This window comes from Maribacter sp. R86514 (assembly GCF_044597005.1).
Taxonomy (GTDB): Bacteria; Bacteroidota; Bacteroidia; order Flavobacteriales; family Flavobacteriaceae; genus Maribacter.
Map to the genome: position 1 here is coordinate 1,251,579 of NZ_CP138999.1, position 25,504 is coordinate 1,277,082.

Consider the following 25,504-nt stretch of genomic DNA (forward strand, 5'->3'; position numbering starts at 1 on the left):
CAAGACTTTTTATCTGCTTTAGGGTGGAAGACCGGGTTCGAACCGGCGACCCTCGGTACCACAAACCGATGCTCTAACCAGCTGAGCTACAACCACCATTTGTAAGCGAGTGCAAAGATAATTTTTTTATACAGTTCTAGCAAGTAATAAATTGAAATTTGAAAAAAAATTTAAATTAAAGAAACCCTTTGTAATTTTATATTTAACTTTAAGTTTTAAAATAAATAACCTACTGGGTCAATACTATTTGCCTAATGCATTCTATATCAAATTATAAACATAATTTTTTACTCCTAGCATTAGTTTTTTTCATTTTTTTATCTGCAACAGCACAATCAGATAGTGTAGAATTATTTCATCGTAAAATTTCAGAATTAGTCGATCGCCCTGATTTTTCTGAGAATGACTTTGAATATATAGATCATTTAAATCAACTTTCTTATTACCAAAGACTACTTCAGCAAGATTCAATGTTGATCAATACAGAGAAAGCTCTTGAACTTAGCCAGAAGAACAATTATAAACAAGGAGAACTTGAGGCACTGGTCAATCTTGCAACAGTATATTTATATACTGGGGATACTGACAAATCAATTCAATTATCTTTAGAAGCTTCAAAAGACCCTGAATTAAATAAATATCCAAAAACACAAATGAAAGTTCATAATATTCTTGGACAAGGATATTATTTTAAAAACGACTACCCATCAACTTACACTCATTTTGTACATACACTTAAAATTGCAGAAAAAAATAACGACAAATTTTACTTGTTCAGAATGAACATGAATTTAGGTACTATTTTTAGTAGGTTGGTAGATCATGAAGAAGCATTAGAATATTATGCTATTGCCTTTAAACTTAGTAAAGAATTAAATGACCCTACCAAAGAGGCTATGATGTTAAGCAATATGGCATTTTTGAATTTAGAGCTAGGCAATTTAGATGAAGCCAAAATTGAATTAGATAAAACTTTATCTCTTTTTGAAAAGAACAAACAAACCACTTGGCATGCATTTACTTATTCTACTTTAGGATCATATTACCTTAAAATTAAAGATTACGAAAATGCATTGATAAACTATCAAAAGTCATTTGATATGCATAAGAGTTTTAATGATATCAAAACGAAAGCCGATGTTACTTATGGATTATCAAGATGCTATTTGAAACTCAATAATTTAAAAAACGCCGAGTTTTACGCCAAAGAGAGCGTAGCACTATGTTTAGATTCAAATCACGACAAAGGTCTTGAAAAAGCATACAGAACCTTGTATGAAATATTTAGAAAACATAATAATATTAGAGAATCTTTAAAATATCTAGAACTAACCGAAAAAATTTCCAACGATAATAATAAGAAAAAAAATAGGCAAAATTTAATGATGCTTAGTGCAAAATTAAAATTTCAAAAAGAAGCAGAAAATTTAAATGCCAAAAACGAATTAGAACTAAGCGAGCAAAGAAAATATGTAAAATGGTCCCTACTTGGGCTCTTTGTTTTACTGATCATAGTATTTATAATATTAAGAGCCAATAACCGCGAAAAGGTTTTAAATAAAAAACTAGCGAACCAAGCTGAAATATTAAATAAGAATCAACACAAACTTACTCAGATAAATGCAAATCAAGATCGCTTGTTCTCCATAGTTGGTCATGATTTAAGAGGACCTATAATCTCATTAAACGAAATTTTAACGCTATACTTAGAAGATGATGAAGGTAAAAAGTATTTTGAAAAGTTTGCACCGCAATTAAAAGAAGATTTAGAACAAGTACAATTTACCATGGACAATCTTTTACATTGGGGTAAAACGCAAATGCAAGGATCTTCAATTACCGTTACCAGCATTGCCGTAAAAGATGAATTAGAAACTATTTTACAGTTGTACAGAAATGAAATCAATAAAAAATCTATTGTTATAAACAATCAAGTTTCTGATAATGTACAGGTTTCTGCAGACTTACAACAATTCAATATTATATTTAGAAACCTAATCAACAATGCTATAAAATTTACCCCAAATCAAGGTGTAGTTTCTATTTCGACAGAAAAAAAGGATGAAAATCTGGTAATTAAAGTTTCAGATACCGGTGTGGGTATGTCAGAAACCGATATCGCCAAAATTTTTAGTAACACAGAAAATTTTAGTAATTATGGTACTAACTCAGAAAAAGGAACCGGTTTAGGTTTAAGATTGGTAAGAGCCATGGTCATTAAAAATGGAGGTAAAATCAAAGTAGAAAGCAAACCGGACAAGGGAAGTCAATTCATAATTGAACTGCCAATTGACAACAAATAAAAAAGTAAGTTAATTCGTATTTATATATTTCTAAATCACTTATTATCACCATTTAAATCATCCATTATTATTACATCCTTATCGTTAATATTTTACTTGTAAAAAGTAAAAACATCGACAAACTACACGTTAGAAACGATAAAACACACAAGAAATAGCATTTCACAACATTTATTACATCAAACTATCTTTCTGCTATACTTTTAGACTCGCACAATAAGCAGTCTACATGAAATTTAAAATTTTCAAACAATCTTTACGCAAAAACCTAATATTAGGTTGTGCGTTTATATGCTTATTGTTTAATCCGAAATCTAATATCGCACAAACTCAAGATTCTAGTCGTACAACACTTTTGAGCGAAATTAAAAACATAAAAAAATCTAACAATTTCGACTCTAAAGACACGCTGTACATTAATAACTTGCTCTATTTAGCTGATCAATATCGTTTTCACAACTTAGATAGTTTAATGATTCTTAGTCAAGAGAGTCTAGAACTGAGCAAAAAAGCTTCGTTTATTAATGGAGAAATAGATTCTTACCATGCCTTAGCTGGTTATTACTCAGATAAAGGAATGATAGATTTGGCCATAACTAATTATACCAAAGCCTACAAACTTGCAGACAAGCATGAAAAGCCATTTTTAAAAGCAAAATCATTAAGCGATCTAGCCAAAGAATATGGTTACAAAGGTGAATATTCTAAAGCATTGAAATGGTATTTGGCTACCATTGAGATTGCAGAAAAACATGATTATAAAAACATAATCTCTATAGTAAACGATAACATAGCACATCTATATCTAGAACAAAAAGATTATGAACAAGCAATGGTATTTTTACAGCGATCTAAAAATATTCATGAAGAAATAGGCAACCCAATTTTTTTAGCGGAAACCCTTAGTAACATAGCATCTACCTATGCCGATATGAATAAGCTGGATTATGCCATGTATAACGTTAATATAAGTATAGCAACTTTTGAAAAAGAGAAAATATTAGAATGGCTAGCTTACTGTTATGAAATTAAAGGAAAAATCTACCTTAAAAAAAACAAAAACAATTGGGCACTGTATTGGTATAAACAAAGTGAATTATTGCACCAAGAAATTGAAGATGACCGCGGTAAAATTGACCTTCTGAACGGAATGACAGAGGCTTATCTAAATATCGAGAAAGATAGCTTAGCAGAAATTTATGCTTTTGAAGCGTTCAACCTTTCCAAAAAAATAGGTCTAAGATTTGGTATAAAAAATAGTGCGCACAATTTGTCGAAGATTTTCAAAAATAAAAATGATTTTGAAAAATCTTTATGGTACCATGAAATCTATCAAACCACATACGAATCTCTTTCAGCTATTAGTAACGAAAAAGCATTGAACATGCTTAAAACTAGAGTTGCATACGACCAACAAAAGCAGAAATTGATTATTGAAAATGAAAAAGCCCTGGCACAGCAAAAAATATATATTTATGTATTTGTAATTTTACTATTGATATTTATAATTATAACGTTCATCGTATATAGAAATGAGCAAGAACAGAAAAAATTAAATTTAGAGCTCAGAAGCAAAAAAACGGCACTAGAAGAAAAACAGGCTTATTTAAATGAATTAAACCAAACCAAGAATAAACTATTCTCAATAATCGGTCATGACTTAAGAGGTCCGATCGGGGCATTTCAAGGTCTTCTAAAATTATTTAAAGAAGGAGAGATGACGCAAGATGAATTCTTGAATTTCGTACCTAAATTAAAAGTTGACATCGATACGATATCATTTACCCTTAACAATCTGTTATCATGGGGACAAACACAGTTAAATGGCTCAATAACGAAACATGCGGTTACAAATTTAGATTGTATAGTAGAAGAAAATATAGCCTTATTATCTGAAATTGCCGAATCAAAATCAATTTCATTGATTAACAGAATCGAACCTAATTGTCAAATTTGGTCAGATCCCAACCAAATAGATATTATTATTAGAAATCTTTTGAGCAATGCTCTAAAGTTTACACCAAATAATGGAACAATCATTATCGGCGCCATACAAAAAATCAAAACGTGTGAGGTATATGTAAAAGATAATGGTATGGGCATGTCAGAAGATATTATTGGCAAACTATTTGAAAAAGACTCTAACCACACCACCTACGGCACAAATAATGAAAAAGGTACCGGTTTGGGTCTGTCACTTTGCAAAGAAATGGTGGAGAAAAACAATGGTAAGATATGGGTTCATAGCGCTATAGGCAAAGGCTCTAGTTTTTACTTTACCATACCGAGAATACAAAAAAGATACAAGGAATCCGCTTAAATCAAATCATCCAAAGAATTTACGGCAACCATTCGCTCTACCGTAAAACCCTCTGCATAATCTACTCCAACAAGTCTACCTAAATCCTTAGCCCTATAGTGTACACTCTCTATAAAGGTTTTACTACTTATAGGCGTTTCCGGTTCATTACTATTAGGATCATGAAATTGAGAACGATATGCTAAAATAGCATCAGTCTTAGCGTCTATATAATTACTGATATCAACCACAAAATCAGGAATACTATTTTTCCATTGAATATAATGATATACCAATTTTGGTCTCCATTCTTGTTGGTGCTCCCCTCCTATTTGGGTTTCAATACGTCTTAAACCACTTAAAAAACATGCATCACTGACCAATTTACTTCCCTTACCATGATCTATATGTCTGTCATCAACAGCATTGCACAAAACCTTTTCTGGGCGGTATTTTCTGATCATTTTAATAATTTCTAATTGATGAGACTCATCATTTATAAAAAAACCATCTCTGAACCTTAAATTCTCTCGAACGGCAACACCCAAAATTTTCGCGGCCGCGGCAGCTTCTTGATCACGTATTTCGGCAGAACCTCTTGTACCTAACTCACCACGCGTTAAATCAACGATACCTACTTTTTTACCTAAAGCTATTTCTTTGGCTATCGTACCACCTGCCCCTAATTCTGCATCGTCAGGATGCGCTCCAAATACTAAAATATCCAACTTCATTATATGCTATTTGTAATTTATACCTACTATTTTATTTGTGCAATAGCCTGTAAAATATCTTCCTTTAGATCTTCTACTTCTTCAATACCGACAGAGAAACGGATTAATCCGTCAGCAATACCTTGCTCAGCCCTAACTTCTGCACTCATTAAGGCGTGCGATGTTTGGGTAGGTGAGATAAAAGTGCTCTCAACACCTGCAAGACTCATAGATGGTTTTATTAAATTCAAAGCTTTTGAGAACTTAGAAGAATTTAAATTTTCTTTCAATTCAAAAGACAACATACCACCAAAACCTTTCATTTGTTTTTTTGCTAACATATGTTCGGGGTGAGCTTCTAAACCGGGGTAGTATACTTTTTCAATATCAGGCAAATCGTCTAGAAAATGAGCCATTGCCATAGCATTTTCATTCTGAGCTCTTACACGAATAACCATGGTCTTCATACTTCTTTCCAATAACCACACTGTATAATCACTTAAGCTACCACCAAAATTTTTAGCTAAATGAAATATGCGCTCCATATTTTCAGTAGTCGAAGCAACAGCACCTGCACAAATATCAGAATGACCGCCCATATATTTTGTAGCACTATGGATAACTACATCGATACCAAAATCTATAGGGTTTTGATTGACAGGACTAGCGAATGTATTATCTATTAAAGTTATTATTTCGTGCTTTTTTGCTATCGTAGCAACAGCTTCTAAATCTGTAATTGTTAGTAAAGGATTAGATGGCGTTTCTATATAAATAACTTTTGTATTCTCTTTAATCTGGGCTTCAAAAGCTTCGGCACTCCAACCTTCGGTAAATGAATATTCTATTCCGTATTTAGAAAACTCTTCGTTAACCAAGTTATAAGTGCCTCCATAAAGCGTTTGTTGTAGAACCACATGATCTCCTGAGTTCAAAAAAGCTAACATTGCCGTACTTACAGCTGCCATTCCGCTACCGAAAATAAGAGCCGATTCCGCATGCTCTAAAGCCGCTACTTTTTTACAAAGACCTTCTTGGTTAGGTGTATTAAAATATCTTGGGTAACGCTTTATATCGACATCTTCATAGGCATAAGATGTACTCATATATAAAGGAGATACTGCTCCTTTGTGTTGTTTATCCTCTAATTCACCCACGTGGGTACATATGGTATTTAAGCCTTTTTTATTCGAATTCATGTGCAATTAATTATAGAAAATAAAGGTAAGGAATTAGAATGAAAATGAATCTTATTCTACTTTACAGATACTCTTATTTTAAAATCTCTATTTGTGTCTTTTAATTAGCCTGAACCTTTCAAAAAAAATCGATTTCACGAATACCTCAATAAATAAATAGATGAATTAGGAAATATCGAATACTTCATAAATTTACCAACAAACATAGAAATTTTTCATTTTTAGTTGATAGATTTATAATACAAACTTACTAGGACTCGAACTAACAGATATTCTAAACATGAAAAAAGTATTCTATACAGCACTTCTTATAATATTCATAATTGCATGTAAAAATCAGAAACCCGTTGCCCAAGGTTATCAAGGTCAGGGTAAAAGCGCCGTAGTATCTACATTATCCAAACCTGTTCAAAAACAATGGAAAGGCATTTGGACGTTTGACAATGAAATTACATTTTTTAGCAATGATTTTGAAAGCGGACGACTGAACGGAATAACAGCTGACGGAAACAATCATTATACAGCCTTAATAACCGCTGAAAATACTCCGGTAAACGTAAGTCCGTGGTATGCATTTAAAGTTTGGTCAAAAACGCCAAAAACCATCACCATTAAAATGACTTACCAAGACTCTAGAAGTAGGTATTACCCTAAAATAAGTACTGATGGTGAGAATTTTACTCCGTTAGATAGTACCAATTTCACAGGTATAAATAAAGGAACGGGTGATTTCGGTATTAAGGCAGTACCAGAGATTGCAGAAATAAAAATAGATATTAGCGAAAAGCCTATATTCATTACCGCCCAAGAACTTTACGGTTCTACACGAGTAAAAAAGTGGATAGATTCTTTAGCTACCAAACCTTTTATAGCTACCTATGAAATTGGAAAAAGTAGAGAGCAAAGAGCCATGAACTTGATGGAAATCAGCGACGGAGAACACAAAAAAGCTATTATGGTTATTTCTAGGCAACACCCTCCAGAAGTTACCGGATTTCTAGCAATGAAATCATTTGTTGAAACTTTAAGCGGAGACTCGCCAAAAGCTCAAAAATTTAGAGAAAACTATGATTTATTTGTTGTGCCATTAATGAATCCTGATGGTGTAGATAACGGTCATTGGCGCCATAATACAGGCGGAATAGATTTAAACAGAGATTGGCAAGATTTCAATCAACCAGAAACAAGAAGTGTTAGAGACTTTTTAGTAAAAAAAGAATCTGAAGGTTATGAATTTGTCTTTGGTGCGGATTTTCACTCTACATGGGACGATATCTACTACCCTATTGACACTACGATTACCGGTGAAAAAGGAAAAATTGTTTTTGACTGGATTAATAATATCACTAATAGACTTCCTCAAAAACTTACAAATGTAAAACCTTCTACAGCTATTAAACCAACCATGGTATCCCGTAATTACTTTTATGTAAATCACGGTATGCCTGCCATTGTCTTTGAGTTGGGTGATAATACCCCTAGAGATTTCTTAAAAGAAAAAGGCAAGGTAGCAGCTGAAGAACTTATGGATTTACTTGATAGTCAAAACTAAATTTTCACAAACTACTAGAAATAAAATAGCCTCATGGAATTTCCATGAGGCTTTCTTATTACATATCTTTTTTACTTGCTATAATTAACTTTATATCTCCAATAACTAATTCCGCCTAAAATCAGCACTCCAGCAACCAAATAGTATATAAATGTTGGTGTAATTACCTGTGCTCCACTTGCGTAACTATGCAGACCCACTAGGTAAAAGTTAACTCCAAAATAGGTCATCATAATACTACCAAAGGCAACAACGCTCATAAAGTTAAATGTCCATTTACCTCTTAAGCCTGGCACTAGTCGTGTGTGAATTACAAAAGCATAAATCATAATGGAAATCAATGCCCAGGTCTCTTTTGGATCCCAGCCCCAATAACGACCCCAACTTTCATTTGCCCATTGACCGCCTAAGAAGTTACCTATGGTAAGCATGACAAGCCCTGTAGTCAATGCCAATTCATTGATTATGGTCAATTCTTTTATATTGATTGCCATTCGCTTTTTATTCTTTTCAGTAGTCAGTACCATTAAAATCAATGATACCAAACCTAATATCATACCAACTGTCAAAGGACCGTAACTACCTACGATAACGGCAACGTGTATCATTAACCAATAACTATCTAAAACGGGAACTAGATTTCCTATTGATGGATCAACCCAACTTTGGTGTGCTATCCATAAAAGCATAGATGTCACAAAAGCAGAGGCAGCAAATGTCATATCACTTTTTCGACCAAGAGCCCAACCAATACCCATAGTAGCCCAAGCAACATATAAAATACTTTCATAGGCATCACTCCAAGGGGCATGACCAGAGATATACCAACGCATCACCAAACCGGCAGTATGCCACAAGAATAATAGCATAATAGTCCCTTTAAAGAAATATATGGCCACGCGCCAAATAGAACGATCTTTAAATATTTGAAAGACTAAGGTGAAAAACATCAACAAACCAACTAGCGCATAAAACCGATATAACCTATTGAAAATGTTAAGTTTATTATAGATTACCTCAAGATCTACTTTCTGCTGAGAAGGCAGTACTTCGCTACCATGGTTAAGCTGATTTTGATGAAATGCAGCCAATAGTTTATCTGCAGAAGCATAATCTCCGCTTTGTTGTGCTTTACCTAAGGTCATTAAATAATACGGCATTGCATTTTTTACAAAATTAGAATACAGCGAATCTCTTATTTCATACTGACCCCCTCTATACTCAACAGCGGAAATCCATTTATTATTCTCATCATCTAATAATGGAAATATCTTAACGATATCTTGACCTAAAGCCTGATTCAGCAGACCTAATCTCATATTTGCATCTTTATAATCCTGCTGAAATTTATTTGGGTTATTGGTAGCCGTTGCTTCTCTTAAAAAAGGCTCTAATTTATATTGCCCTTTTTTATCAAAGAAATCAGTAGCCTTTACATATTCTTGACCAGACGGAATACCAATAATTTTTCTAATACTATCATTCTGAGATTTTTTATCCAGGGCAATGAACTCAGTATTATACCAAACCGCAGGATTCATCATCATAGAAAGTAAAATCTGATCAGATGTATAACCCAAATAAGTATCTTTTAAGCTTAGCTTACGAAGTAGTTCTGATGAAAATGTGTTAATAGGCTTCATACGACCACCTTCATCTTGTATAACCAGCTTACCAAATTTATCGGCATGCTCTTTACTTACCATACTAGCTTCAAGTAAAGAATCTATTTGTACTTTACTTGGTGCTTGTTGATGTCCTTCCTCTGGTGTATGTTGTTCTTGTGCAAAAGAAGAAAACGAGAATGCCATTAAAACAGCTATTACCCCAAACATTTTTTTCTTTTTGACTTTTAATGTATCCAAAGAATCCGCTAAATCTTTAAAACGGGTTTTACCGAAAAACATAATCCCCATTAACCCTATGTATAAAAGAAAGTAACCAATGTAAGTTATCCATGTTCCCCAAAAATCATGATTTACAGATAAGGTTGTTCCTTTTTCATCGGGGTCAAAACCTGATTGAAAAAAACGATATCCTTGGTGATCCAAAACATGGTTCATAAAAATATCATAGTCAAAAGGTCTTTCATCTTCAATAGTTACTCTACTCATAAATGAAGCATACCCTTTGTCGGTGCCAGGATACTTTTCTGCGATAAAGTCGTTCAACTTTATTCCAAAAGGCAACTCATAGACTTTTGAACCATATCTAATTGAAAAATTGAGTCCGCCTACATTTACCTTATCACTAAAATCTGAAGGACCTTTGCTACCAAGTAGCTTAACTTGTTTTGTTTCACCGTTAGCGGTAACATCAAAGACAATCGCATCTTGATCCATTTTGGTTTTCTCTGCAGTAGGAATTTCAACAATACCATAAGAACCCTGTGTAACAGAATCAGGAATTACGAATTGCATACCAGCAGTATTATATAATGAACGCAACTGCAATGGCTGCAGACTGTCTTTCACTAACAGCCCTTGAAATTGGTCTGCCATACGCATAAAATTTCCTTCAAAAGGAGCTTTAATTTGGTACACCGAATCTGTGGTCATAATATTGATGGCGCCATCTGTATTATTATTCAGTGCAAAAAGTACATTATGTATACTGGCTACCTTACCATCTTCCAGATAGTGATCATGGCGTTCACCGTCACCTGCTTCAACAATCTTTAGAAATTTTGTTCCATTTTCATCTGGCAACAAACCTTGCTTGGCTCCTTTTATAAAATCGACGTAAGAAATCTCAAAATCTTGACCATTGAAGTCCGCACTCCAAGGCAAATTAGACTTTATAGCTTCCGGAGTAACAATTAAATCATCCTCTAAAATCTTTCTTCGTGCTTCACCTTCAATTTCACCATCAACATAAACTGTTAGATACGTTTTATCAGAATAGAATACTTTTTCCGTATTCCCTTCACGTATTGGCATCATACCTTCAAAACTGATATAACGCGTTACAAAAGCTCCAATTATAATCATCACCCAAGATAAATGCAGCACCAAAACCGGCCATTTCTCTAATCTCAGTAGACGGTACCTAGAGATATTACCAATAAAGTTGATTACAAAGAATACCATGATTACTTCAAACCACCATGCATTATAAATCCAAATTCGTGCAGTTTCTGTACTGTACCAACTTTCAATAAAAGTACCGAAAGCCATTGCTGTGGCAAAAACGATAAATAGGATGGACATTAAACGTGTAGAGAAGAATATTTTTTTGAACATTTCCGTCATGGAAGATAGGAGTTGATTTTCAAGATGCAAAAATAAGGCCTTTTCCCCATTTTCGAATACCTTTTATCTCTTTTAAACTTCATATAAACTGTTAATTTAAATACAAAAAGACTTCTATAAACTTTGTACTTTTGCAGTATGATATCAGTAGTTATAGTAGGTTCTGGTAATGTAGCACAAAATCTGTTTCATGCATTCCAAAAGTCTGCAAATGTTACCGTAAAACAGGTAATAGGCAGAAATAGAGCACACTTGGCATTTGTACATGACAATGCACTTATTAGTACTGAATTTGCTGGTGATATAAGCGCAGATATTTACTTACTAGCCATTTCTGACGATGCTATAAGTACCGTTGGCGAAAATTTTAAAAATGTAGAAGGCATTTTGGTCCATACCTCTGGCGCAACACCGCTTAACGCAATTAAATCTGCAAAGCGACCAGGGATCTTTTATCCATTACAAACCTTTACAAAAGGGAAAATCATTTCATTTGATGATATTCCTATTTGCATAGAAGCGACTAATAATAAAGATCTCGAAATATTAACAGCACTAGGAAAACAACTTAGTGAAAACGTAGTTAAAATAGATTCTGAGCAGCGAAAAACGCTACATGTGGCTGCGGTATTCGTAAATAATTTTACCAATTACATGTATACCCTGGGTTCTGATATTTGTGCAGAGCATGACTTAGATTTCTCATTACTAAAACCCCTTATTAAAGAAACGGCTGCAAAATTAGATACATTAACAACCATGCAGGCACAAACAGGACCGGCAAAACGCGGAGACCAAAAAACATTACATAATCATTTACAAATCATAAAAGACAAACACCAAAGGGAACTTTACACCCTTTTAAGCAACGCAATAAAAGAAAAACATGGAAAAGAGTTATAAAGAGTATTTAAAAGATATTACCACATTTATTTTTGATGTAGATGGAGTTTTTACTGATGGAAGTCTTTTAGTTACCAGCGAAGGAGAGTTGTTACGTAAAATGAACGTAAAGGATGGTTATGCCTTAAAAGTTGCGCTAAAGAAAGGTTACAATGTATGTATTATTACAGGAGGAACAAATGAAGGTGTTCGTATAAGACTAAAAGGACTAGGGGTTACCGATATTTACATGGGTGCACATTACAAAATGGATGCCTTAGAGGAATATATGGGTCTGAACCATTTAGAACCCGAAAATATATTATATATGGGTGATGACATACCAGACATTCCACCAATGCAAACGGTTGCTTTAGCGACTTGTCCGCAGAACGCGGTTGCAGAGGTTAAAAGTGTAAGTCAATACATTTCGCATAAAAATGGCGGTCATGGCTGTGTACGTGATGTCATTGAACAGGTTTTAAAAGTAAGAGGAGATTGGACCAGCCATTTTAGTGCTGCAAACGATTAATATATGTTGAAGAATAAACTTAAAGAACATCACTTAATCTTAGCATCTGGCTCACCAAGAAGACATCAGTTTTTTAAGGAAATGGAGCTTGATTTTGAGGTGAGAATCAAATCAGTAGATGAAGTTTATCCTGCTGAATTAAAAGGAGCTGAAATATCCGACTATCTAGCAAAATTAAAAGCAGAGGTATTTTTGCCCGAATTACAACCTAAAGATATTCTAATTACCTCAGATACGGTTGTTTGGCATAATAATGAATCTTTGGCCAAAGCAGAAGATAGCAAGGAAGCTGAAGAAATGCTAAAAAAACTATCTGGAGATTGGCATCAGGTCATTTCTTCTGTATGTTTTACCAAAATTGAACGACAGATAGTTCAACATTCAATAACAGAGGTCAAGTTCAAGAATTTATCAAAAGATGAAATTCAGCACTATATAAATACTTATAAGCCATACGATAAAGCCGGTGGATACGGCATTCAAGAATGGATCGGCTTAATTGGCATCGAAAAAATAAAAGGCTCATACACAAATGTTGTTGGCTTGCCAACACAAATAGTTTATGAAACCTTATCACTTTTGGTAACATAGTATAATCTAAATGATAACAAATATGAAACTATTAAAACTAAACAAGGCAGTTTACAGCTTTTTCGTATTGGCAATTCTATTTACTAGCTGTAAAGAAAAAAACAAAATTAATGGCGATACATTAGCTGTGTTATCTACAGAAATAAAAAAGGAAGCTCCTAAAAAAGAGCTTTCGCAAGAATTTAAAGATTATTGGTATAACGGTACGGCAGAAATCACTTCCTACCATTTAGAACAAGCTAGATATGGCGAGATGAGAAAAGGCAGTGCTGTATTAATTTATGTGACCGAACCATTTTTACCAGATGCTCAAGTAAAGGCAGATAACAGTAGCAAAAGCAATATTCCTGTTTTAAAACTAAATACCACCAAAAACTATATTACGGGTATTTACCCCTACTCTATAATGACCAGTAGCTTCTACCCTGTGCATGATAATCAACATGCGCTTAAAGTATCTTTTTCCGCACAAGAATGGTGTGGTCATGTATACGCACAATTGAACAATAAAGACGATTTTGAAATAATGAGTCATTCTTATTTTGAATCTGAAGGTGACAAAGATTATCAAATAGAAAAAGCTATTCTTGAAAATGAAGTTTGGAACAAAATCAGGGTAAAACCAGAAAATTTGCCTATCGGTGAAATTAAAATGATTCCTTCTTTGGAGTTTACCAGAACAACCCATAAAGAACTCAAGGCTTACAAGGCAATAACTTCGCTGAGCGAGGTTGATGGTATGAACACATATGAAATCAGCTATCCTGGATTAGAACGTACCTTAAAAATCAATTTTGAAAGCAAGTTTCCGTACTTAATAGAAAGCTGGACAGATACTTTTTTTGATGGGTATGGACAAAATAAAAAAGTTTTAACTTCTAAAGGGACAAGAATTAACAGGATTACAACACCCTATTGGCAACAGAAATCGAATAAGGATTTATATTTGCGTGATAGTTTAGGGTTATAGCGTATGAAAGAGTTTGTTGCTGAACATTATAATGAGCTAATCTACAGTCTCATTATTTTAATTGTGATCGTTGTTTTAAAATTTCTTTTTACCACAGCTGTTAGAAAGGTAAGTAAGATAAGTGATTTTAATCCGGTTAGGACCAACCTGATCATTAAGTTCATCAACATTGCTTTGACCATAATCGCTATAGTGGCACTTACTTTGGTATGGAGTGTAAATTACCAAGATCTAGGGGTTATGCTATCTTCTGTGTTTGCGGTAATAGGTGTTGCCCTATTTGCTCAATGGTCTATTTTAAGCAACATTACAGCCGGTGTTATTCTTTTCTTCTCATTTCCTTTTAAAATAGGAAACACCATCAGAATTTTAGATAAAGAACTACTTGACCCTAACAATTCAGATTTAGATCAATTTGTAATTGAAGATATTAAGGCATTTCATCTACACTTAAGAAGAAGCAATGGAGAAATTTTAACCTATCCTAATAATTTGGTTCTCCAGAAAGGTGTCATTTTAATATCTACGTATCAACAAGGAGAATTTATCAGTGTTGAAGAACAAGAGGAACAAATCATATGATTTTGTTAAAGAAGTCGTAAAAGCAAGTAAGCGTAGTACCGAATCTTATTATATTTGGAATTACTACCAAAACCAACTTAAAATGCGATATCTATTAGGGTTGTTAGCCTGTAGTCTTTTTACACTCAGCACCCTCAATGCCCAAACGCCAGAGATTAGCTCGTCCACAGACATTTACCACTCCATTGAAAAGCTTAATTTTCTAGGCACTGCACTATATATAGCCGCACACCCAGATGATGAAAATACGCGTTTAATCGCCTATTTGGCAAATAATGTTAAAGCAAGAACGGGTTACTTATCTCTTACAAGAGGTGATGGTGGGCAAAATCTAATTGGTCCGGAATTACGCGAACTTTTAGGTGTATTGCGCACGCAAGAATTACTTGCAGCAAGAAGGGTTGACGGGGGAGAACAATTTTTTAGTCGCGCCAATGACTTCGGCTATTCCAAACAACCAGATGAGACCCTAGAAATTTGGGACAAAGAAGCCATTCTTGGTGATGTGGTTAGAACGATTCGCAAGTTTAAGCCAGATGTGATTATCAACAGGTTTGACCATAGAACTCCCGGCACTACCCATGGTCATCATACTTCTTCGGCAATGTTAAGCTTTGAAGCTTTTGATCTAGCAAATGACGCTAACGCCTACCCAGAACAATTATCAGCAACAAATACTTGGCAACCAAAACGATTGTTTTTTAATACATCGTGGTGGTTTTATGGTAGCCAAGAAAAATTTAAAGCGGCGGATAAAACCAATCTTTTACATATGGATGTAGGCACCTACTACCCTATACTAGGAAAATCTAACAACGAAATTGCCTCATTAGCCAGCAGCCAACATCTATGTCAAGGTTTTGGCAGACTAAGTTCAAGAGGTAGTGAAGATGAATATATAGAATTATTGAAGGGTGATTTAACACAAGACAAATCCGATCTTTTTGATGGCATAGATACAACCTGGTCTAGAATTGATGGTGGTAAGGCAATTGGCGATATCCTTTATGATGTACAAGAAAATTTTAATTTTAAAAATCCTTCTGTTCATATTCCTAAATTATTAGAAGCCTATGAATTATTGCAAAATGTTTCTGATGAACATTGGAAACATTTAAAAACAGTAGAATTAACTACAATTATTTCAGCTATTTCAGGATTACATTTAGAAGCATTTACCAAAATCTCATCTACAAATCCTGGTCAGAATGTCGATGTTCAAATCCAAGCATTGAACAGAAGTGATATCAATATTGAATTAAAATCGGTATTTATCAATAATCAGAATACAAATATTGAGCTGAGTACTTTGAACAATAATAAATTGTTTGAAAAGAAAATTAATTTAAATATTCCGGCTTCAACTGATTTTACCAGTCCGTATTGGTTGATGGAAAAAGGAACTTTAGGCACGTATACTGTTGAGAACAAAGCTTTAATAGGAAAACCGGAAACACCAAGAGCTTTCAATGCTACTTTTAATTTGAACATAAACGGAATATCAATTCCATTCACCAAACCTTTAGTTTACAAATATGCTAAACCCGATAAAGGCGAAATTTATCAACCTTTTGAAGTGGTACCTGAAGCTACCGCAAGCTTTACCGATAAGGTTATGATATTTGCCGATGCATCTCCAAAAAGAATTCCTGTTACTATCAAGGCACATAAAGACAGTATTTCTGGTACAGTTGAATTAAAATACGGCACAGAATGGCAAGTCGATAAAAAATCGCAACCATTCTCGATAAACAAAAAAGGAGATGAACAAACCGTTTATTTTACATTGATTCCACCAGCTACAGAGAACGAAAATAGCATCTCCCCTATTATAAAATTAAACGGTAAAGAAATTACCAAAGAGTTGGTAACCATAGCTTATGATCATGTACCTACACAAACGGTTTTACTACCTTCAGAAAGCAAAGTAGTTCGATTAGACATTCAAAAAGCAGGAGAAAATATAGGCTATATTATGGGTGCCGGTGATGCAGTACCGACAAGTTTAGAGCAGATAGGATACAATGTTCAACTAATAGACCCTACAACGATTACTAAAGAATCCCTAAAAAAATATGATGCTGTAGTTTTAGGAATTAGAGCCTACAATGTAGTAGATGAGCTTAAATTTAAACAACGTTTTATTTTAGATTATGCCAAGAATGGCGGTACGGTAATTGTACAATATAATACCGCAAGTAGATGGGGAGCTCAATTTGAAAATATTGCACCTTATGACCTAGAAATCTCCAGAGATCGTGTTACCAATGAAAATTCTGATGTAAAGATTATTGCGAAAGATAATTCGCTGGTACATTTTCCAAACGAAATTAACGAAAGTGATTTTAATGGCTGGGTTCAAGAAAGAGGATTATACTTTCCGAACAAATGGAGTAAAGAATTTACGCCTATTTTAGAAATGCACGATGAAGGTGAAGAAGCAACAAAAGGCAGCCTATTAATTGCCCCATATGGAAAGGGAAACTATATTTATACCGGACTGAGCTTTTTTAGAGAATTACCAGTGGGCGTACCAGGTGCATATAAACTTTTCTCAAATATGTTATCCGTTGGAAAAGACAAAGTAGAAACGAAAGCCAAAATCAAAGGATGAGTAACGAACGAGATGAAAATAAAACTTGGAAAAAAGAGTACAGCATCGTATTGGTGCTTAATCTCATATATGTTCTTATTTTCTATTACGTAATGACTTCATTCAATTAATATGGAAGGATTAGATTGGATTATTCTTGCCGGCACACTTCTTTTCATCGTAGTATACGGTGTTTGGAAAACAAAAGGAAGCAAAAATGTCAATGACTATGTTCGTGGTGGCAATGATTCTAAATGGTGGACTATTGGTCTATCGGTTATGGCCACTCAAGCCAGTGCAATAACGTTTTTATCCACACCCGGTCAAGCATTTCATGACGGTATGGGCTTTGTTCAATTCTATTTTGGGCTACCGTTGGCCATGATAATCATTTGTATGGTATTTGTTCCGCTTTACCATAAAATGAAGGTATATACCGCCTACGAATTTTTAGAAGGTAGATTTGACCTTAAAACCCGTTCATTAGCTGCAGTTCTATTTTTGATTCAAAGAGGGCTAGCGGCAGGGATTACTATTTTTGCACCTTCTATCATTTTATCCGCGGTATTAGGATGGGATTTACGCACACTAAATATCATACTGGGAACCTTAGTAATCATTTACACCGTATCTGGTGGAACCAAAGCTGTTAGTGTCACTCAAAAACAGCAGATGTTCATTATCATGACAGGTATGTTCATTACCTTTTTCTTTATATTAGGTTACTTACCATCTGATATTACCTTTAGCAAGGCTATGAAAATCGCTGGTGCCAGCAATAAATTAGAAATATTGAATTTTGATCTGGATACGTCTAGCAGATATACTTTCTGGAGTGGTATTACGGGCGGACTTTTTCTTTTCTTGGCTTACTTTGGTACAGACCAAAGTCAGGTACAACGATATTTATCCGGTAAATCTGTAAGAGAAAGTCAGTTAGGTCTAATTTTTAATGCCATTCTAAAAATACCAATGCAGTTTTTTATTCTTCTGGTAGGTGTAATGGTATTCGTGTTTTATCAATACAATCCTTCACCATTAAATTTTAATCCGTCTGCTACGAAAGCCGTAATGGAATCTAATTATGCCGAAGATTACAAATTACTGCAAGAAGGGCAAATTGCATTGGAAGCCGAAAAAAGAATTGCGCAAAATAAATTCTCTGCAGCTTTAGAGATTAAAGAATACACCGCTGTAGAAGAAGCTAAAAAGCAGATTATTCGTATAAATCAGAAAGATAGCACCAATCGTATCGCTGCCAAGTCTTTAATAAAACAGGCAAATGATATAGTTGAAACCAATGATAAAGATTATGTCTTTATTCACTTTATACTTCATAATTTACCCACGGGATTAGTTGGATTATTATTAGCGGTAATTTTATCGGCTGCAATGTCATCTACGGCATCTGAACTTAATGCATTAGGTACCATAACCGCGCTAGATTTATATAAAAGAAACAGAAAAACAGAAAACCTGTCTGAAGAACATTATGTCAAAGCGTCTAAGTTCTTTACATTAATTTGGGGTATCGTCGCCATATTAATAGCATGTGTTGCAAACCTATTTGATAATTTAATACAACTCGTTAATATTATTGGTAGTATTTTTTACGGCAATGTTTTAGGTATTTTTCTAATTGCGTTCTTCTTTAAATTCGTAAAAGGTAATGCAGTTTTCTTTGCTGCTGTGGTAACACAAATAATCATTTGTATAATTTATTATTATCTAATTCATATTTATCCTTCAGGTCAAGAAAAATTAGGTTATTTATGGCTAAACTTTTTTGGAGCAGCTTTGGTCATTATTATATCATTTATATTTGAAGCCTTTGACCGTATGTTAAAAAAACCATTGGCAACCAACTAAGATTAATTTTAAGCATTTAATGATACATAAAAAAATAGAGTCATATTTTAAGGAGCATTATACAGATTCACCTACACTGATAAAAGCCCCCGGACGAATTAATTTAATAGGCGAACACACTGATTACAATGAAGGTCTAGTGCTTCCGGCATCTATAGAAAAAGGAATATATTTCGCAATATCAGGCAACGACCAGCATACTATACAGATCGAAACATTTTTGACACAACCAGAAAAAATCACTTTTCAACTAAACGGTGATCATGAAAAATTCGAGTCCTTTTGGGGAAATTACTTTCAAGCAATTATAGAAATACTGGTTGCCAAAGAATACCCATTAAAAGGAATGGATTGTGTTTTTGGCGGAGACATACCAATTGGATCCGGACTCTCGTCTTCTGCCGCTTTATGTTGTGGTTTTATATATGCGATAACAAAAATATCCGGTAAAGAGATTTCTAGAGAAGATATTGCCTTAATAGCACAAGAAGCAGAACATAAAATAGGACTTAATTGTGGATTAATGGATCAATACGCAGTGCTTTTCGGCAAAAAAGGAAATGCTTTCTTTTTAGATTGCAAAGACTTAAGCCATAGTTACATTCCCATTAATTTAGAAGGCTACAGCTGGGTACTGGTAAACAGTAACATAAAACACAATCTAGCCGTAGATTCCGAGTATAATAAGAGACGTGTTTCTTGTGAGAACATTGTAAAACAGGTTCAAAAGTACAAACCAGAAGTAACTTCTTTAAGAGACGTTACCGTTGAAGACTTGGTTACCGTAAAAAGCAACGTTAAAGAAATAGATGTACAACGTGCCAAATATGTCATTGAAGAAAATGACCGCGTTCGTAAAATGATGAAGGTACTAACTGAAGGCGATGCTAATGCCGTAGGTGAAGTTTTAAAAGAAGGTCATTGGGCAATGTCTACACAATACGAAATAACCACTAAAGAATTAGATGCCTTAGTACAAATTGGTGAAAGCCTAAACGGTGTTTTAGGATCTAGAATGATGGGCGGCGGATTTGGTGGTTGTACCATAAACCTTATAAAAACCGATAAGCTTGAAGAGAGTATAAAATCGATTTTAACACAATACAAAGAACAAACTGAGATTGATGCCGAGTATTACCATTTGGCAATTGATGATGGGGTAAAAGTATTTGAATAACAATTTAAAATTAAAGCATAAAAAAAGTCCGTGTTTTAAAACACGGACTTTTAATTTTATAAAATGGATATTTACTTAGAACTCCATTCTTTAATAGAATCATTGTTCATTTTTATGTAATCGGCATTACCAGCTGCAGTAGCACCGGTCAACGATTTTTTTGCAGCTTCGATTGCTCCTTTTTTGTCACCCGCTTTCGCTAATATTAAAGACTGTTGTCTTAGCTGCCAAAATGCTGGCTTTTCTGTCATTGACATTGCTTTGTCCATCCACTCCTTAGCTTTATTGATATCTTTACCTTCACTAGAATAATATACTGCCGCAGCATAATAATCAGCAGCAGATGGTCCGTTTAAGGCCTTATCGATACTACTCATTACAGCAGCATCTGTACCTACAGAGAAAGGAATGGCAACATAGGTATTCTCCCAAATGATACCAATATTAGCTCCATTGCTTTTTACATCATCAAAAGTGATCGTAAAAGTTTCAACAGGCATTTCCATTTTATAGACCGGTACCGATAATTGAGCAACTACCTTACTTTCTTCCCAGTTACTAGGTGTACCACCACCAACAGTATCGGTGTATATGAAAACTTCCCAATTAGAAGCTCCCGGCTTCGTGAAAATTGAGTAAGTACCAGCTTTTACTTCTTTACCTGCAATAGTTACATCTGCATCAAAAGTAATTAAAGTGTATCCGTTTGCTCCTGTTCTCCATAATTTATCAAAAGGAACTAAATTGCCAAATACTTTTCTACCTCTCATTGAAGGTCTAGAATAATCAATGCTTACTTCTGTTAAACCTACAGTCTGCATTATTTTTGCAGCAGGACTAGGTGCAGGTGTATTTATTTGTGCTTCAACTGTTAAGGAAGCTACAATTGCCAATAAAAAGAGTACTACTTTGTTCATGATTGTTTTACTAATTAGTTATTTATAGCAAAACTACTTATAAAGGAGAGGTAGAAATGTTAACAATTTCCTAAATACTAATAAACAGCGAATGAGGTTGAAATTACACCATCTTCTAAAAACAAGGTTAGGTAATAAATAGAAGATTCTAAATGATGAGAAATAATTCCTTTTTTTTCAACGTCTTCGGTATTTTGCCAAACCTCTTTACCAGATACATCATAAATCACCTGACCAAAAACAGTTTTATCCGTGGCAATGGAATAATAATAATGACTAGAATTATTATCTCGATAAATGATTAATTTACCATCTTGATCGGCATGCTCTGTAATTTCAGGTAATACCGGACTTTCAGGGTTTTCTGGAACTTGTGGTGCCTCTGGCGTATCAGGCTCTTCAGGATTTTCAGTTTCTTCTGGGTTTTCAGGGGTTTCCGGCTCTTCTGGTTCTTCCGTCACAACAACGGGAATTTGAAAAGAAAACAAATGCGATGCAGATACAATGGTTGGCGTTTGCCTAGAATAATATTCAGATGAAAAGAAATAACTTTCGGTCCCTGTTTGGGTTATTCCTTCCGCTTGCACAAAATTCAATCCAAGGCTTTGCTGTTCATATCCTTCAAAAACAGAATTAAAATTTAAATTTTCTACCACACCCACAAACGGACTCAATATAGAAGAATAACCAATTACAACTAATCGGTTTGATTCCACATCATAAGTGGCATCGGTTATTAAACCGACATCTTCGATAGCACCAACCCTACTTGCTGTATAAGTTCCTGGAAATTTTGGAAACTCATAGGCCACAGATCCTAACGATTGCCATTGCTTGGTCAATACCACTATACGATCATCAATAACAAAAAATGCTTCTGCATCCCAATCGCTATTACCGTTATTATCAAAATTCTGTTGATCTTCATAAGAAAAGTTAATCGTAGTGGCAGAAACGGTATTAGAATTCAAATACTCTTCTTTCGAAATGACATGAACAGCCAAATTAGTTCTAGAGCCTACATTATTACCAAAATCACCAATGTAGATATATTCATCATCTTGTGAGATAGCCTCCCAATCTACATTTATAATATTAGTCACATTTACTCTTCTCTGTATAGATAGCGTCAATGTATCTAACTCATAAAGTATGGCTTCATTACCAGAATCATTATGGGTAATTAAATGACCGTTGAAATAAATTAATCCAGATGTTTCAAAAACCTCATTAGGCAGTTCACCAACCGTTTCAACATTCTCTTGTGCAGCTAGCGATGCCGTACTTAAGAAAAAAAGAATAAGACCTAATTGTTGGACAAAAATTTTCATTGTTGCAAAATAAGATAGAATAATGTTAATCAACTGTTTTTAAGTGACCTAAATTTAATTTAATCGATAAAGTTAATTTTTAAGGCTATAAAAAAGCATTTTTGATATTGTTTAAGTATTTTTGATTAATGTTAGACATATTCAATCTAACCATTATAATGATGTATTTATGAAACTATATCAATTACATTCTAAACAAGCTCTACCGATTACTAAAGATACAGCATGGAAATTTTTATCTGACCCTGCTAATTTAAAAGTAATCACTCCCGAACATATGGGTTTCAATATATTGGACGGTGCGGATAGAGAAATGTTTCCTGGTCAGATCATACAATATAAAGTTTCCCCTTTCCCAGGATATACTACTAAATGGGTAACCGAAATTACACATGTAGACCAAGGAAATTATTTTGTCGATGAACAAAGGTTCGGACCTTATGCACTTTGGCATCACAAACACTTTATTAAAGAAATCGATGAAGGTGTTTTGATGGAAGATATTATCGATTACAAAATTCCCCTTGGCATATTAGGTCAAATAGCACATCCATTAATTGTCAAAAAACAGCTAATGGAAATATTTAAATTTCGTGAGCAAAAATTAAAAGAACTCTTTGGAGTGGTAGATTCCATTCCAAATCAACTTCAACTAAAATCTTTTTAAATGAAAAATATATTGTTAATAGGTGGCTCGCATGGTATTGGGCTATCGATAGTTAAAGAATTACAAGACACACATCAACTTTTTGTAGCATCTCGTACAGAAGAAGATTTGCAACACGAAAATATAACGCACATCCCTTTTGATGTTACTACAGATATGTTAGATACTTCTGTACTACCAGAAAAACTTGACGGTTTTGTATACTGCCCGGGTAGTATCAATCTGAAACCATTTAAAATGATGTCATTGGACACCATTAAAGATGATATGGAACTTAATTTCATTTCTATGGTAAAAGTGGTGAAGGAGATAATATCAAAAATGGACGAGGGTTCAAGTATGGTCTTTTTTAGTACTATTGCGGTAGGTACCGGTATGCCATTTCACACAAGCGTTTCTGCTGCAAAAGGTGCAATTGAAGGTTTTGCAAAGTCTTTGGCGGCAGAATATGCTCCAAAGGTAAGAGTCAATGTTGTTGCTCCATCTTTGGTAGATACTCCCTTAGCTAAAAGACTTTTAAACAATGATAAAAAACGAGAGATGATGAGTGAGCGCCATCCTTTAAAAAGAGTTGGAAATGCAGATGACATCGCCAATGCAGCGGTTTTTCTCTTAAGTGGTAAAAGTACGTGGATGACCGGACAGGTAATTGGTGTAGATGGAGGATTATCAACTTTAAACATCAATTAAATGTCGAAAAAGGTATCTATATTTTGGTTTAGAAGAGATTTGAGGTTGGATGATAATGTAGGTTTCCTTGAAGCATTAAAAGGAGACAATCCTGTCTTGCCTATTTTCATTTTTGATGAAGAAATTCTTTCCAAATTACCGAAAGACGATGCAAGGCTCACCTTTATACATGAAACATTGCAGCACATGCGCAATCAGCTACAAGAAGAGAATGAAAGCTCTTTAGCAATGTTTCATGGCAAGCCAGTAGACATTTTTAAAAGCTTAGTAAAAGAGTATGACGTTGCGTCTGTTTTTACAAATAGAGACTATGAACCTTACGCTAAAGAACGCGATAAAAAAATATCAGACTTTTTATCTGAAAATGATATTACTTTCAAAAACTTTAAGGATCAAGTAATTTTTGAAAAGGATGAAATCGTAAAAGGAGATGGCAACCCATATGTAGTTTATACGCCCTATAAAAATAAATGGCAAGATAAATTTAACGCCGATAAAGACTTAAAGATTCACTACACTAGTCAACATTTATCTAACCTGATTAAAAATTCACGATTACCGAAATTATCACTAGCCGATATTGGTTTTGAAAAATCAAAAATAGAGGTGCCGGAATATGATGTAACCCCTACCCTAATCGATAATTATGAAGACACTCGTAATTTTCCCGCTAAAGAAAACGGAACGTCACGACTAGGTCCACATTTACGATTCGGAACAGTATCTGTACGTAAAATGATGAAAAAGGCAATTGCTGAAGACAACAAGGTTTTTTGGAGCGAATTAATATGGAGAGAATTTTTCATGACTATTCTATATCATTTTCCAAAAACTGTGAATAATGCGTTTAGAGCAAAATATGACCGTATAGAATGGCGTAACAACGAAGAAGAATTTGAAAAATGGAAAAATGGTGAAACAGGCTATCTTTTAGTAGATGCCGGTATGCGTCAACTAAACGAAACCGGATACATGCATAATCGCGTTCGTATGTTAGTAGCTAGTTTTCTATGTAAACACTTACTTATCGATTGGCGATGGGGAGAAACCTATTTTGCTGAAAAACTACTGGATTACGAAATGAGCTCTAATGTTGGTAATTGGCAATGGGCTGCAGGTAGTGGTGTTGATGCTGCACCATATTTTAGAATATTCAACCCTATGACCCAAATAGATAAATTTGACAAAAATAAGGAGTATATTAAAAAATGGATTTCTGAATACGGTACTGATAAGTACCCAGAAAAAATGGTAGATCACAAAATGGCTAGAGAAAGATGCTTAGAAACTTACAAAGAAGCAGTCTCCTAATTAAGATTATCGCAATTATATTCAATAATAGAAAAACCATTAATTTGAATTAGTTTAAAGTTGAGTATCTTTAAA

Annotated in this window: 19 protein-coding genes and 1 tRNA gene; 14 read left to right on the top strand and 6 right to left on the bottom strand. The window is 34.2% G+C overall.

All coding sequences use genetic code 11. The annotated features are described in order from the left end of the window. Positions 1 to 21 precede the first annotated feature (21 nt). Positions 22 to 97: transfer RNA gene (locus SJY30_RS05690), tRNA-His, on the bottom strand. Positions 98 to 254: 157 nt separating this feature from the next. Here SJY30_RS05690 and SJY30_RS05695 point away from each other — a divergent pair. Beyond that, positions 255 to 2,303 (top strand): tetratricopeptide repeat protein, encoded by a 2,049-nt coding sequence (locus tag SJY30_RS05695; RefSeq protein ID WP_396634625.1) that lies wholly within the window; start codon positions 255 to 257, stop codon positions 2,301 to 2,303. Positions 2,304 to 2,532: 229 nt separating this feature from the next. Next, positions 2,533 to 4,623: an ATP-binding protein gene (locus SJY30_RS05700; RefSeq protein ID WP_396634626.1), complete on the top strand. Its 2,091-nt coding sequence runs from the start codon at positions 2,533 to 2,535 to the stop codon at positions 4,621 to 4,623. Here SJY30_RS05700 and bshB1 read toward each other — a convergent pair. Next, positions 4,620 to 5,336, bottom strand: a complete 717-nt coding sequence (gene bshB1, locus SJY30_RS05705) for a bacillithiol biosynthesis deacetylase BshB1 (protein ID WP_396634627.1) — start codon at positions 5,334 to 5,336, stop codon at positions 4,620 to 4,622. The two genes, SJY30_RS05700 and bshB1, sit on opposite strands and share 4 nt — an antisense overlap. A 26-nt stretch (positions 5,337 to 5,362) precedes the next feature. Then, the gene (locus SJY30_RS05710; protein WP_396634628.1) at positions 5,363 to 6,514 is read right to left on the bottom strand and encodes a trans-sulfuration enzyme family protein; all 1,152 of its coding nucleotides are present in this window, start codon (positions 6,512 to 6,514) and stop codon (positions 5,363 to 5,365) included. Between the two features lie 280 nt (positions 6,515 to 6,794). On the opposite strand from SJY30_RS05710, the gene SJY30_RS05715 reads away from it, so the two are divergent. Continuing rightward, a complete protein-coding gene (locus SJY30_RS05715) occupies positions 6,795 to 8,066 on the top strand; it encodes a M14 family metallopeptidase (RefSeq protein WP_396634629.1) in 1,272 nt (423 codons plus the stop codon). A gap of 71 nt (positions 8,067 to 8,137) precedes the next feature. On the opposite strand, the gene ccsA is transcribed toward SJY30_RS05715, so the two are convergent. Then, on the bottom strand, positions 8,138 to 11,317 hold the full coding sequence (gene ccsA / locus SJY30_RS05720) for a cytochrome c biogenesis protein CcsA (protein WP_396634630.1): 3,180 nt from the start codon (positions 11,315 to 11,317) through the stop codon (positions 8,138 to 8,140). 138 nt (positions 11,318 to 11,455) lie between these two features. On the opposite strand from ccsA, the gene SJY30_RS05725 reads away from it, so the two are divergent. The 8 genes from SJY30_RS05725 (at position 11,456) to galK (ending at position 20,513) form a co-directional block, all read left to right on the top strand. Then, entirely contained in the window at positions 11,456 to 12,220 is a 765-nt protein-coding gene (locus SJY30_RS05725; RefSeq protein WP_396634631.1) for a Rossmann-like and DUF2520 domain-containing protein, read from the top strand. Further along, the gene (locus tag SJY30_RS05730; RefSeq protein WP_396634632.1) at positions 12,204 to 12,731 is read left to right on the top strand and encodes a KdsC family phosphatase; all 528 of its coding nucleotides are present in this window, start codon (positions 12,204 to 12,206) and stop codon (positions 12,729 to 12,731) included. Before SJY30_RS05725 ends, SJY30_RS05730 begins: the two co-directional genes overlap by 17 nt. Before the next feature lie 3 nt (positions 12,732 to 12,734). Further along, positions 12,735 to 13,322: a Maf family nucleotide pyrophosphatase gene (locus SJY30_RS05735; RefSeq protein WP_396634633.1), complete on the top strand. Its 588-nt coding sequence runs from the start codon at positions 12,735 to 12,737 to the stop codon at positions 13,320 to 13,322. A gap of 22 nt (positions 13,323 to 13,344) precedes the next feature. After that, a complete protein-coding gene (locus SJY30_RS05740) occupies positions 13,345 to 14,292 on the top strand; it encodes a septum formation inhibitor Maf (protein WP_396634634.1) in 948 nt (315 codons plus the stop codon). 3 nt (positions 14,293 to 14,295) lie between these two features. Next, the gene (locus SJY30_RS05745) at positions 14,296 to 14,874 is read left to right on the top strand and encodes a mechanosensitive ion channel domain-containing protein (protein ID WP_396634635.1); all 579 of its coding nucleotides are present in this window, start codon (positions 14,296 to 14,298) and stop codon (positions 14,872 to 14,874) included. An 82-nt stretch (positions 14,875 to 14,956) separates the two neighbouring features. After that, the gene (locus SJY30_RS05750; protein WP_396634636.1) at positions 14,957 to 17,488 is read left to right on the top strand and encodes a PIG-L family deacetylase; all 2,532 of its coding nucleotides are present in this window, start codon (positions 14,957 to 14,959) and stop codon (positions 17,486 to 17,488) included. Between the two features lie 111 nt (positions 17,489 to 17,599). Then, entirely contained in the window at positions 17,600 to 19,336 is a 1,737-nt protein-coding gene (locus SJY30_RS05755; protein WP_396634637.1) for a sodium:solute symporter, read from the top strand. 19 nt (positions 19,337 to 19,355) lie between these two features. Beyond that, positions 19,356 to 20,513, top strand: coding sequence for a galactokinase (galK, locus tag SJY30_RS05760; protein ID WP_396634638.1), 1,158 nt, complete (start codon positions 19,356 to 19,358; stop codon positions 20,511 to 20,513). 71 nt (positions 20,514 to 20,584) lie between these two features. Here the strand turns inward: galK and SJY30_RS05765 are convergent, their stop codons facing one another. Together SJY30_RS05765 and SJY30_RS05770 are read right to left on the bottom strand one after the other, a co-directional pair. Further along, complete coding sequence (locus tag SJY30_RS05765) at positions 20,585 to 21,430, bottom strand: DUF2911 domain-containing protein (protein ID WP_396634639.1); 846 nt, start codon at positions 21,428 to 21,430, stop codon at positions 20,585 to 20,587. 77 nt (positions 21,431 to 21,507) lie between these two features. Then, the gene (locus SJY30_RS05770) at positions 21,508 to 22,761 is read right to left on the bottom strand and encodes a hypothetical protein (RefSeq protein WP_396634640.1); all 1,254 of its coding nucleotides are present in this window, start codon (positions 22,759 to 22,761) and stop codon (positions 21,508 to 21,510) included. A gap of 169 nt (positions 22,762 to 22,930) precedes the next feature. Here SJY30_RS05770 and SJY30_RS05775 point away from each other — a divergent pair, with 169 nt between their 5' ends. The 3 genes from SJY30_RS05775 to SJY30_RS05785 are packed head-to-tail and all read left to right on the top strand — an operon-like array spanning position 22,931 to position 25,429. Then, on the top strand, positions 22,931 to 23,428 hold the full coding sequence (locus tag SJY30_RS05775; protein WP_396634641.1) for a cell division inhibitor: 498 nt from the start codon (positions 22,931 to 22,933) through the stop codon (positions 23,426 to 23,428). Beyond that, positions 23,429 to 24,118, top strand: coding sequence for an SDR family NAD(P)-dependent oxidoreductase (locus SJY30_RS05780; RefSeq protein ID WP_396634642.1), 690 nt, complete (start codon positions 23,429 to 23,431; stop codon positions 24,116 to 24,118). Next, the gene (locus tag SJY30_RS05785) at positions 24,119 to 25,429 is read left to right on the top strand and encodes a cryptochrome/photolyase family protein (protein WP_396634643.1); all 1,311 of its coding nucleotides are present in this window, start codon (positions 24,119 to 24,121) and stop codon (positions 25,427 to 25,429) included. Positions 25,430 to 25,504: the final 75 nt, after the last annotated feature.

Coding starts and splice junctions, on each gene's coding strand:
- SJY30_RS05695 (WP_396634625.1), top strand. CDS start 255: ATGCATTCTATATCAAATTATAAACATAATTTTTTACTCCTAGCATTA.
- SJY30_RS05700 (WP_396634626.1), top strand. CDS start 2,533: ATGAAATTTAAAATTTTCAAACAATCTTTACGCAAAAACCTAATATTA.
- bshB1 (WP_396634627.1), bottom strand. CDS start 5,336: ATGAAGTTGGATATTTTAGTATTTGGAGCGCATCCTGACGATGCAGAA.
- SJY30_RS05710 (WP_396634628.1), bottom strand. CDS start 6,514: ATGAATTCGAATAAAAAAGGCTTAAATACCATATGTACCCACGTGGGT.
- SJY30_RS05715 (WP_396634629.1), top strand. CDS start 6,795: ATGAAAAAAGTATTCTATACAGCACTTCTTATAATATTCATAATTGCA.
- ccsA (WP_396634630.1), bottom strand. CDS start 11,317: ATGACGGAAATGTTCAAAAAAATATTCTTCTCTACACGTTTAATGTCC.
- SJY30_RS05725 (WP_396634631.1), top strand. CDS start 11,456: ATGATATCAGTAGTTATAGTAGGTTCTGGTAATGTAGCACAAAATCTG.
- SJY30_RS05730 (WP_396634632.1), top strand. CDS start 12,204: ATGGAAAAGAGTTATAAAGAGTATTTAAAAGATATTACCACATTTATT.
- SJY30_RS05735 (WP_396634633.1), top strand. CDS start 12,735: ATGTTGAAGAATAAACTTAAAGAACATCACTTAATCTTAGCATCTGGC.
- SJY30_RS05740 (WP_396634634.1), top strand. CDS start 13,345: ATGAAACTATTAAAACTAAACAAGGCAGTTTACAGCTTTTTCGTATTG.
- SJY30_RS05745 (WP_396634635.1), top strand. CDS start 14,296: ATGAAAGAGTTTGTTGCTGAACATTATAATGAGCTAATCTACAGTCTC.
- SJY30_RS05750 (WP_396634636.1), top strand. CDS start 14,957: ATGCGATATCTATTAGGGTTGTTAGCCTGTAGTCTTTTTACACTCAGC.
- SJY30_RS05755 (WP_396634637.1), top strand. CDS start 17,600: ATGGAAGGATTAGATTGGATTATTCTTGCCGGCACACTTCTTTTCATC.
- galK (WP_396634638.1), top strand. CDS start 19,356: ATGATACATAAAAAAATAGAGTCATATTTTAAGGAGCATTATACAGAT.
- SJY30_RS05765 (WP_396634639.1), bottom strand. CDS start 21,430: ATGAACAAAGTAGTACTCTTTTTATTGGCAATTGTAGCTTCCTTAACA.
- SJY30_RS05770 (WP_396634640.1), bottom strand. CDS start 22,761: ATGAAAATTTTTGTCCAACAATTAGGTCTTATTCTTTTTTTCTTAAGT.
- SJY30_RS05775 (WP_396634641.1), top strand. CDS start 22,931: ATGAAACTATATCAATTACATTCTAAACAAGCTCTACCGATTACTAAA.
- SJY30_RS05780 (WP_396634642.1), top strand. CDS start 23,429: ATGAAAAATATATTGTTAATAGGTGGCTCGCATGGTATTGGGCTATCG.
- SJY30_RS05785 (WP_396634643.1), top strand. CDS start 24,119: ATGTCGAAAAAGGTATCTATATTTTGGTTTAGAAGAGATTTGAGGTTG.